7 protein-coding genes and 1 pseudogene are annotated in these 8,831 nt (G+C 69.0%); 3 read left to right on the top strand and 5 right to left on the bottom strand.

Features of this window, described 5'->3' with window-relative positions:
• Together NS4_RS24835 and lepA are read right to left on the bottom strand one after the other, a co-directional pair.
• Positions 1-1,196, bottom strand: a pseudogene (locus NS4_RS24835) (hypothetical protein); the annotation flags it as partial.
• A gap of 190 nt (positions 1,197-1,386) precedes the next feature.
• Complete coding sequence (gene lepA, locus NS4_RS24830) at positions 1,387-3,264, bottom strand: translation elongation factor 4 (protein ID WP_063061905.1); 1,878 nt, start codon at positions 3,262-3,264, stop codon at positions 1,387-1,389.
• A gap of 121 nt (positions 3,265-3,385) precedes the next feature.
• Here lepA and NS4_RS24825 point away from each other — a divergent pair, with 121 nt between their 5' ends.
• Entirely contained in the window at positions 3,386-3,967 is a 582-nt protein-coding gene (locus NS4_RS24825) for a type II toxin-antitoxin system PemK/MazF family toxin (RefSeq protein WP_063061904.1), read from the top strand.
• Between the two features lie 10 nt (positions 3,968-3,977).
• Here NS4_RS24825 and NS4_RS24820 read toward each other — a convergent pair whose 3' ends face one another.
• A complete protein-coding gene (locus NS4_RS24820; RefSeq protein WP_063061903.1) occupies positions 3,978-4,772 on the bottom strand; it encodes an aquaporin in 795 nt (264 codons plus the stop codon).
• A gap of 315 nt (positions 4,773-5,087) precedes the next feature.
• Here NS4_RS24820 and rpsT point away from each other — a divergent pair, with 315 nt between their 5' ends.
• Both rpsT and NS4_RS24810 read left to right on the top strand, forming a co-directional pair.
• Entirely contained in the window at positions 5,088-5,348 is a 261-nt protein-coding gene (gene rpsT, locus NS4_RS24815; RefSeq protein ID WP_063061902.1) for a 30S ribosomal protein S20, read from the top strand.
• Positions 5,349-5,495: 147 nt separating this feature from the next.
• Positions 5,496-5,741 (top strand): hypothetical protein, encoded by a 246-nt coding sequence (locus NS4_RS24810; RefSeq protein ID WP_039823397.1) that lies wholly within the window; start codon positions 5,496-5,498, stop codon positions 5,739-5,741.
• Between the two features lie 31 nt (positions 5,742-5,772).
• Here NS4_RS24810 and holA read toward each other — a convergent pair whose 3' ends face one another.
• A complete protein-coding gene (holA, locus tag NS4_RS24805) occupies positions 5,773-6,744 on the bottom strand; it encodes a DNA polymerase III subunit delta (protein WP_084487679.1) in 972 nt (323 codons plus the stop codon).
• Between the two features lie 251 nt (positions 6,745-6,995).
• Positions 6,996-8,627, bottom strand: a complete 1,632-nt coding sequence (locus tag NS4_RS24800; protein WP_218020399.1) for a ComEC/Rec2 family competence protein — start codon at positions 8,625-8,627, stop codon at positions 6,996-6,998.
• Between the last annotated feature and the right edge of the window lie 204 nt (positions 8,628-8,831).

The following is an 8,831-nucleotide window of genomic DNA, read 5'->3' as shown; positions in this document are numbered from 1 at the left end:
GCGACCCCCGGTACAACGGCATCCGCTCCGGCCGCGACACCGGACTCGGCCCCGCGGGCGGCGGCCTCCGCGCCCGCGTCCGCTCGCGCGGCGGCGTCCAGCGGATCGCGCCCGGCGGACTGGAACGAATCGGCTGCGGTGGTGCCGGACTGCGCCCAGTCCAGGTACTGATCGAGCCGATCGTCGAGCAGGCTGCCGTCACCGACGGTGATATCGAGATCCCAGTCGCTGGCGACCCAGAAACCGTCGGACCCCGCCGAGATGTCGAGTCCCATATGCGAATCGATGGCCACCGCGTGGCCGAACCCGTCGGCGAAGACCATCCCGCCGTCGATCCCGTAGTCGATGACCAGCTCACCGATCGGGCCGCCCTCGGTGTCTTCGCCGTACCAGCCGGACCCCGGGTCGCCGGCCGGGCGCGCGAGGAGATCGGCGAGGTCGAAACCCCAGTCGCCGTCGTCGGCGTTGCGCGCCACCGACTGCACCGCGGAATCCGGGCTCAGGTCGAACCGGGGCAGGTCGAAGATATCGGTCTGGAAGGCATCGCCCGGGGCCGGCAGCTCCAATTCGCCCGGGCCGCCCGAACCTTCGTTACCGGGCAGCGGAATTCCCTGTCCCCACCCGGGGATACCGTCGAAGCCCGGGATCTTGCCCGGCGGCAGACCCGGATCCGGTGCGCCGAACTCGGGCATACCCGGAATTTTCGAGTCGGGTACCCCGGTGCCCGGCATGAACTCGGCACCGGGCGCGCCGCCCTCGGGCGCGCCGGGTACCAATGTCAGTCCCGGTATGTCCTCGGTGTGGACACCCGGGGAGTAGTCGTCGAGATCGAAATCACCGGGCCCGCCGACCTGGATATCGAAGGTCGGGCCGTGCGGGAGCGGCATGGTCGTACTCGCGTCACCGGCAGAGGAACCCGGCGCCTCGGTCTGCACCGGATCCGGATCCGGGAAGGTGATCACCGGACTGGGTACATCGGGATCGGGATCGGCGCTGTAGGCCCAGCCCGCGTTACGGCTGTCCAATTCACTGGGCGGCGCCGGAACACCGCCACCGCTGTTCGCGATCAACGCGCCGCCGGTCACATAGGCGCCGCCGCGGGCGACTCGCGACGTGGCGTTGGCAATGCGATAGGCGGTGTCACCACCGCGTTCGGTGACCTCTTCGTCGCCGTCGAACGGCAGATCACGCGCCATTGCAAACTCCACTCTCGCGTTCAACAGCAACCACGCCGGGGCCACCCCGGCGCGGATCCGCTATCAGCCTATTGTCGACATCTGCGACTGTCACATTTTCGTTATCAGCCGATTCCGGAGACCGGGTGGAGGCGGGCAACAAATCCGGCTATCGCGCAGCGATATTCCCGCGCGCGGGCACGGTGGCCGGCTACTTCTTGTCCTTCGGCTTATCGGATTGCGCATCCGAGGACAGCGCCGCGACGAAGGCTTCCTGCGGGACGTCGACCCGGCCGATCGTCTTCATCCGCTTCTTGCCCTCTTTCTGCTTCTCCAGCAGTTTGCGCTTACGGCTGATATCACCGCCGTAGCACTTGGCCAGCACGTCCTTGCGGATGGCACGGATGTTCTCGCGGGCGATGATCTTGGAACCGATGGCCGCCTGGATCGGCACCTCGAACTGCTGACGCGGGATCAGTTCGCGCAGTTTGGTGGTCATCTTGTGCCCGTAGGCCTGGGCGGCGTCGCGGTGCACGATGGCACTGAACGCGTCGACCGCCTCGCCCTGCAGCAGGATATCCACCTTGACCAGCTGCGCTTGCTGCTCCCCGGACTCCTCGTAGTCGAGCGAGGCGTAGCCGCGGGTCCGCGATTTCAACGAATCGAAGAAATCGAAGATGATCTCGGCCAGCGGCAGGGTGTAGCGCAGCTCGACCCGGGTCTCCGACAGGTAGTCCATCCCGCCGAGGTCGCCCCGCCGCGACTGGCACAACTCCATGATGGCGCCGATGAATTCGCTCGGCGAGATGATGGTGACCTTGACGACCGGCTCGAAGACGTCGCGCACCTTGCCTTCCGGCCAGTACGACGGATTCGTCACGATATGTTCCGTACCGTCTTCCATCACCACCCGGTAGACCACGTTCGGCGCGGTGGAGATCAGGTCGAGGCCGAATTCGCGTTGCAGGCGCTCACGGGTGATCTCCATGTGCAACAGGCCCAGGAACCCGCAGCGGAAACCGAACCCGAGCGCCACCGAGGTCTCCGGATCGTAGGTGAGAGCGGCATCGTTGAGCTGCAGCTTGTCCAGCGCGTCACGCAGATCCGGGTAGTCCGACCCGTCCACCGGATACAGCCCCGAGTAGACCATCGGACGCGGTTCGCGGTAACCGGTGAGCGGTTCGATCGCGCCGTTGCGGGCGGCGGTCACGGTATCGCCGACCTTCGACTGCCGGACATCCTTGACACCGGTGATCAGATAACCGACCTCGCCTACCCCGAGGCCCTGGGTCGGCTTGGGTTCCGGTGAGACGATTCCGATCTCGAGCAACTCGTGGGTCGCACCGGTGGACATCATCTTGATCTTCTCGCGCGGGGTCAGCTTGCCGTCCACCACACGGACATAGGTGACCACACCGCGATAGGTGTCGTAGACCGAGTCGAAGATCATCGCCCGCGCGGGGGCATCCGCCTCCCCGACCGGCGCCGGAACCCGCTCGATGACCCGATCGAGCAGTTCGGTCACACCCACCCCGGTCTTGCCGGACACACGCAGCACATCCTCGGGCTCGCAGCCGACGATATGGGCGAGCTCGGCGGCGTACCGCTCCGGATCCGCGGCCGGCAGATCGATCTTGTTCAGGACCGGGATGATCTCCAGGTCCTTGTCCAGCGCCAGGTACAGATTCGCCAGCGTCTGCGCCTCGATCCCCTGTGCGGCATCGACCAGCAGGATCGCGCCCTCACACGCCTCCAGCGCCCGCGACACCTCGTAGGTGAAGTCCACGTGACCCGGCGTATCGATCAGGTGCAGGACGAAATCCTCACCCTCGTGCTGCCCGGATCGCGGTGTCCACGGCAGCCGCACGTTCTGGGCCTTGATGGTGATACCGCGTTCCCGCTCGATATCCATCCGGTCCAGGTACTGCGCACGCATCTGCCGGTCCTCCACGACACCGGTGAGCTGCAGCATCCGGTCGGCCAGCGTCGACTTGCCGTGATCGATATGCGCGATGATGCAGAAGTTCCGGATCCGCGACGGATCGGTGAACGTCGTATCGGCGAAGCTGGCGGGCACTCCACTCCTCATGGGGTATCGGGCGTACTGACGACCATCGTCCCATGCTGGACCCCGCCCGCCGCCGCCCAGGTCCCGCCGCGGGCCGGCGGAGGTGATATCCCCGGCGGCGGCGTGACGTTATCCTCCTGACATGGCCCGAAGTTGGAACAGTCTCGGCAGGCAACTCACCGCGATCGCCAGACAACAGGGTCCGAAGATCGTCAAGCGCCAGGCGCCGCGACTGGTAGAGGCCCTGCTCGATCGCCGGAGTACCCGCGACGGGTCGGGCCGCGGCCGCCGTCCCGCCGGGCCCGGCGGCGTCCCGGTGCGGCCCGCCGCCTCCACCCCGGTACCGACCGCCCACCGCGCCCGGCGCGTGGTGTACGCCCCGCAGCTGGACGGCCGTGCCGACCCCGGCGAGATCGTCTGGACCTGGGTCCCCTTCGAAGAGGACCCGAGCAACGGCAAGGACCGCCCCGTGCTGGTGGTCGGACGCGACGGGCACACCCTGCTCGGACTTATGCTCAGCTCCAACCCGGTACGCGGCGACGACCCGGACTGGATCGCGATCGGCGCGGGCACCTGGGATCACCAGGGCCGGGACAGCTGGGTCCGGCTGGACCGGGTACTCGACGTCCCCGAGGACGGTATCCGCCGCGAGGGCGCCATCCTGCCGCGCAAACTGTTCGACCTGGTCGCCCATCGGCTCGTACGCGAATACCACTGGAGCTGACGAGCAGCGGTCAGGCCTCCAGCTCCCGGGAGCGGCCGAACAGCATCCCGTACACCAGCGCGCCCAGCACTCCGCCGATGAGCGGGAACACGATGAAGGCCCACAGCTGGCCCATCGCGCCGTCCTGGAACGGGGCCACCGCCAGACTGCGCGCCGGGTTGACCGAGGTGTTGTCGACCGGGATCGAGATCAGGTGGATGACCGCCAACGTGAACCCGATGGCCAGACCCGCCTGCGGGATCTCGGAAATCCGGTCGGTCGAGGCCAGCACCACGAACACCAGCAGCGCGGTGAGCATCACCTCCACGATGATCATGGCGGCCAGGCCGTACCCGTCCTCGATCACCGCTTCCCCCGCCGGTCCGGTGACCGCCGACGGACTGTGCGAACCCCAGCCGTTGGCGCCCAGACCGTCGGCGGCGCGATCGTAGGAGGGCAGGTTCTTGGCGATCGCGAACAGCACCAGTCCCGCCACCAGCCCGCCCACCCCCTGCGCGACGATGTAGCCCACCGCGTTGACCGGCGACACTCGGCCCATCAGGAATTGCCCCACCGTGACGGCCGGGTTGACATGGCAGCCCGATACCGGTCCGATGGCGTAGACCAGGAGCAGCAGGGACAGTCCGAAGGCCAGCGCCACCCCGAGCGGGCCCACCTTCTCTCCCGCCAGTACCGCGGTTCCCGCACCGCCCATCACCAGAACGAACGTGCCGAACGCCTCGGCGGCCCATTTCTTGGGGCCGGATACCGGCGCCGGTTCGGCGCCCTCGAGGATCGCTTCCTTTTCCTGCGCGGTGGGAGACATACCGGTCCGCCTTCCGAGAGGATCGCCGCCCCACGAGGCATCGGGGCGCACACCGGGAAATACCTGGGTCCTGCTGGGAAATTCCTGGGCGCAACGCGGGCGACGTTACGCGCGACGTCCGGTCCACACAACGACATCGCATCGCCTGCGATGTGACGATCCGCCCACGATTTCGCCGCGCCGCCCCGTACTGGTAACCTGGCCAATCGGCGTTGCCTACCCCGTGCCCGGCCGTTTCCTTCGGTGGACGAGCACCAGGGCGGGGGTGCACACAGACTTTCCGACCGAACCAGACAGGAACCAGAGGATACCGGCGTGGCCAATATCAAGTCTCAGATCAAGCGGATCCGTACCAACGAGGCGGCGCGTCAGCGCAACCAGTCGGTGAAGTCCGAACTGCGCACTTATATCCGCGCCTTCCGGACCGCCGCCGCCTCCGGCGACAAGGAGGCCGCCGCCGAGCGCCTCCGTTTCGTGAGCCGCAAGCTCGACAAGGCCGCCTCCAAGGGCGTTATCCACGCCAATCAGGCCGCCAACAAGAAGTCGGCGATGGCGATCGCGCTGAACAAGCTCTGATCAACTGAATTCTTCGGACGACCGGCCGCCGCGGCATTGAGGACCACGGCGGCTTTTGGTGTTCCCGGCCCCGGTCAGCGCCGCTTTTCCTGCCGTTCCCGGATGGCGCCCGTCCGATTGCGCGCTTCCTGCCGTAGCATGCGGCGCATGGTTACGGTGTATGCGAACCAATCGGTAGTCCAAGCCGAGGACCTGCCCGGTGTGATCCGGGCCGCCGAAGTCCTCGGTATCGGCGTGAAGATCGAAAACGTGCTGGTCCCGGCCGACGACGACGGCGGGCCCGTGGTGGTCTGGATGGTCACACGGGACGAGGAGACGCCCGTCTACGAGGAGTGGGACGGCCGCTACGACGAAGCGGCCGAGGAAGCGCTGGGGCTCAGCGCGGTCGAATAGCAGCTCGTCCCGCCGGTCGTCCGCCGGCCCGTCAGCTACGCCCGTGCAGAGCGAGCAGCTTCAGCACGGCGTCCTCGAGCGCGAACCCGGAATCGGCGGCGCCACCTTTGACATCGGCGTTCAGTGTCGCCACGACCTGCAGCGCCGACCCGATCGTGGCCGGAGTCCAGCCCCGGGCCTGCGACTGGGCCTTCTTCACCTTCCATGGCGGCATACCGAGCGGTCCCGCCAGTTTGAACGGATCCCCGCGCCCCGCGGATCCCACCTTCGCGATCGTGTGCACGGAATCGGCCAGTGCGTCGGCCAGCACCACATGCGGCACCCCGCGGTCCTGCGCCCAGCGCAACGCCTCCACTGCGCCCGCCCGATTCCCCGCCACGGTAAGGTCCGCGACCTCGAAGCCGGACACCTCGGCCTTTCCGGAGTAGTACCGGCGCACCGCCGCGACATCGAGCTTGCCCCCGGTATCGGCGACCAGCTGCGAGCAGGCGGCCGCCAGTTCGCGCAGTTCCGATCCCACCGCGTCGAGTACGGCCTGCACCACATCCGCCGACACCCGCGCCCCGGCCGCCCGGAATTCGGCGCGGACGAATTCGGATCGCTCCGAAGCCTTGGTCGGCTTCGCGCATTCGTGCACCACCGCCCCGGCTTTCCGCAATTCGGGCACCAGGGCCTTGGCCCGCCCCCCGCCGGAGTGCACCACCATCAGCACCACCCCGTCGGGTGGCGCCGCGGCGGCTTCGGAGATCACGGCGACGGCGTCCTTACCTGCCTGATCCGCCGCCTCCAGAATGATCACCCGGTCCTCGGCGAACAGCGAGGGACTCAGCAGTTCCGCCAATTCCGCGCTGCTGGCATCGCCGGCCCGTAACCGGTCCACCGGCACCGCGTCCGGATCCGGCGCGACCGCCCGCACCTGCCCGGTCACCCCGGCCACCGCGCGCTGGATCAGCAGTTCCTCATCGCCCAGCACCAGATGCAGGGCCGCAGGTCGCTCGCTCACGGCTCCGATCGTACGGCCGCCTTCCGACCATCGGCCGCAACCCGGGTGGGCGAGGACTCCCCGGCCCGGCCATCCGCAACAGCAGGGCGAGACGAGACGCCGGCAGTTCGGAAGCGTTCGGCCGGCTGCGCCGCGAACGATCGCCCCCGATTCGAGCTGCGTGAGCGAGGAGGCCCGTCGCTATCCAAAGCTGAATTCGACTGTCCACGGGTCCGCAGAGGGTGCGCCTGGTCGGCCGGCGGAGATGCGGATCAGCCGAGCCCGAAGACCAACAGCAGGTACGCGGCGAGGGCTCCGAGGGATACGGCCGCCAGCACTCGCCGGATCCGGGGCAGTCGCAGGGCCACAATTGCGCCGGCGACCACCACGGCGGCGAGCGTGCCACCCGGTGTACCGCCGGGGACCGTAACGACCGCGCCCGGTACCGCCGCCGCCTCGGCCGCCACGGTGAGCAGCCACCACAGCGGCGGCCCGATCGGGCGCAGGACGAGGTGAGCGAGTGGGTCCCAGCAGGTGGCCGCCGCGGCCGCCAGGGCTCCGCCGATGGTGATCGGGGCGATCACCGGAGCCACGAGAATATTGGCGGCCACGGCCACCAGGCTGAGCTGCCCGGATATCGCGATGGTGAGCGGGGTGGTGACAACAAAGGCAGCCGCCGCCACCGCGACCAGTTCGGCAAGTACCCGCCACCACCCGCGGGCCCGCAGATGATCGGCCCAGCTGGGGGCGAGCAGGAGCAGAGCACCGGTCGCGAGCACCGAGAGCGCGAATCCCGCCTGTACCGCGAGCGCGGGCCGCAGTGCCAGCAGGGCGATCACCGCGGCGCAGAGGGCGGGCAGAGCTTGTTTGCGGCGACCGGTCAGCAGGGCCAGCAGCGTTACCGATCCCATGGCCGCGGCGCGCAGCACGCTCGGATCGGGCCGGGCGATGATCACGAACGACACCAGCGCCACCGCCGCACAGAGCAGTGACAGACGCGGACCGAGGGTGAGCAGGCGGGTGGCCGCGAGCACCGCGGTGAGCAGGATCGAGAAGTTCGCACCGCTGACAACCGTCAGGTGCTGCAGGCCCGCGGCGGCGAAATCGTCGTGCACCCGGTCACTCAACGCCGAGGTGTCTCCGGCGACGAGCGCGGGCAGCAGTCCCGCCGGGTCCGGTGCGAGTGCCCCGCCGGCCGCCGCGACCAGATCCGAACGCACCGAGTCGGCGGCCGCCTGCCACCACGGCAGCGGACCCGCGATATCCGGTTCGCCCACCGGCCGCAGGGTGGCCACCGTCAGATCGTGCTCGCGCGGGGGTGCGGGCCGGGCCCGGAATTCGATCGGCTGCCCCGGCAGTAGTTCCGCCCAGGCCGGCCCCGCGGCCAGCACGACCACCGCACCACCACCGCGCACCACCTGCTCGCGATACCGGAACTCCCGGAGTTCGCCGTGCACCACCCAGAGCCGACCGCGTCCGGATCCACTGCTGCGTACGGGCTTCGGGTCGTCCCCTGGCACCATGACCACATCGACCGTCGCCGCGGCCGGCACCGAGCGCAGCGGATGAGCACCGACCTGGTGCTCCCGCCACGCGCCGGCGCACGCGAAGGCCGAGCCGATCAGCGCGGCACCCAGCGCCACCGTCGTGACGACCCGGCGGCGTTCGCTGCGGTGAGCGATCCCGGTCCACAGCAGTGCCCAGGACACCAGGGCGAGCACGGCCAGCGCCAGCGCGACGACCACTCCGGTGACCCAGCCGGCGCCGACCGCGAGAATGGTGACGAGCCAGCAGGTCAGCGTGGCCGGGAGCAGCCGCGCATCCAGCACCGTATCCGGGCCCGCCGCAGCACCTCCGGCTCGCGCTCCTCGGTGGCGGAGTTCGGTGCCCCGCGTCGCGCTCACCGGCGCACCCGACCGAATATCCGCACGATCTGCCAGAGCAGCCGCCGGCCTCGCCCGCGGATATCAGGACGCCCGGTGAAGTCATCGATCAGGGCGGCTCCTACCGCATGGACCGCATATGTTTCCCGGGTGCGACTCCCCCACCCGGACCAGGCGCCGGACTCCACGCCTCGCCGGCCGCGGACCATTTGCGTGTAACACCGA

This window comes from Nocardia sienata NBRC 100364, from assembly GCF_001613205.1.
Lineage (GTDB): Bacteria > Actinomycetota > Actinomycetes > Mycobacteriales > Mycobacteriaceae > Nocardia > Nocardia sienata.
Note: the sequence above shows the minus strand (reverse complement) of the source record. Positions and strands in the feature narration are given on the sequence as shown.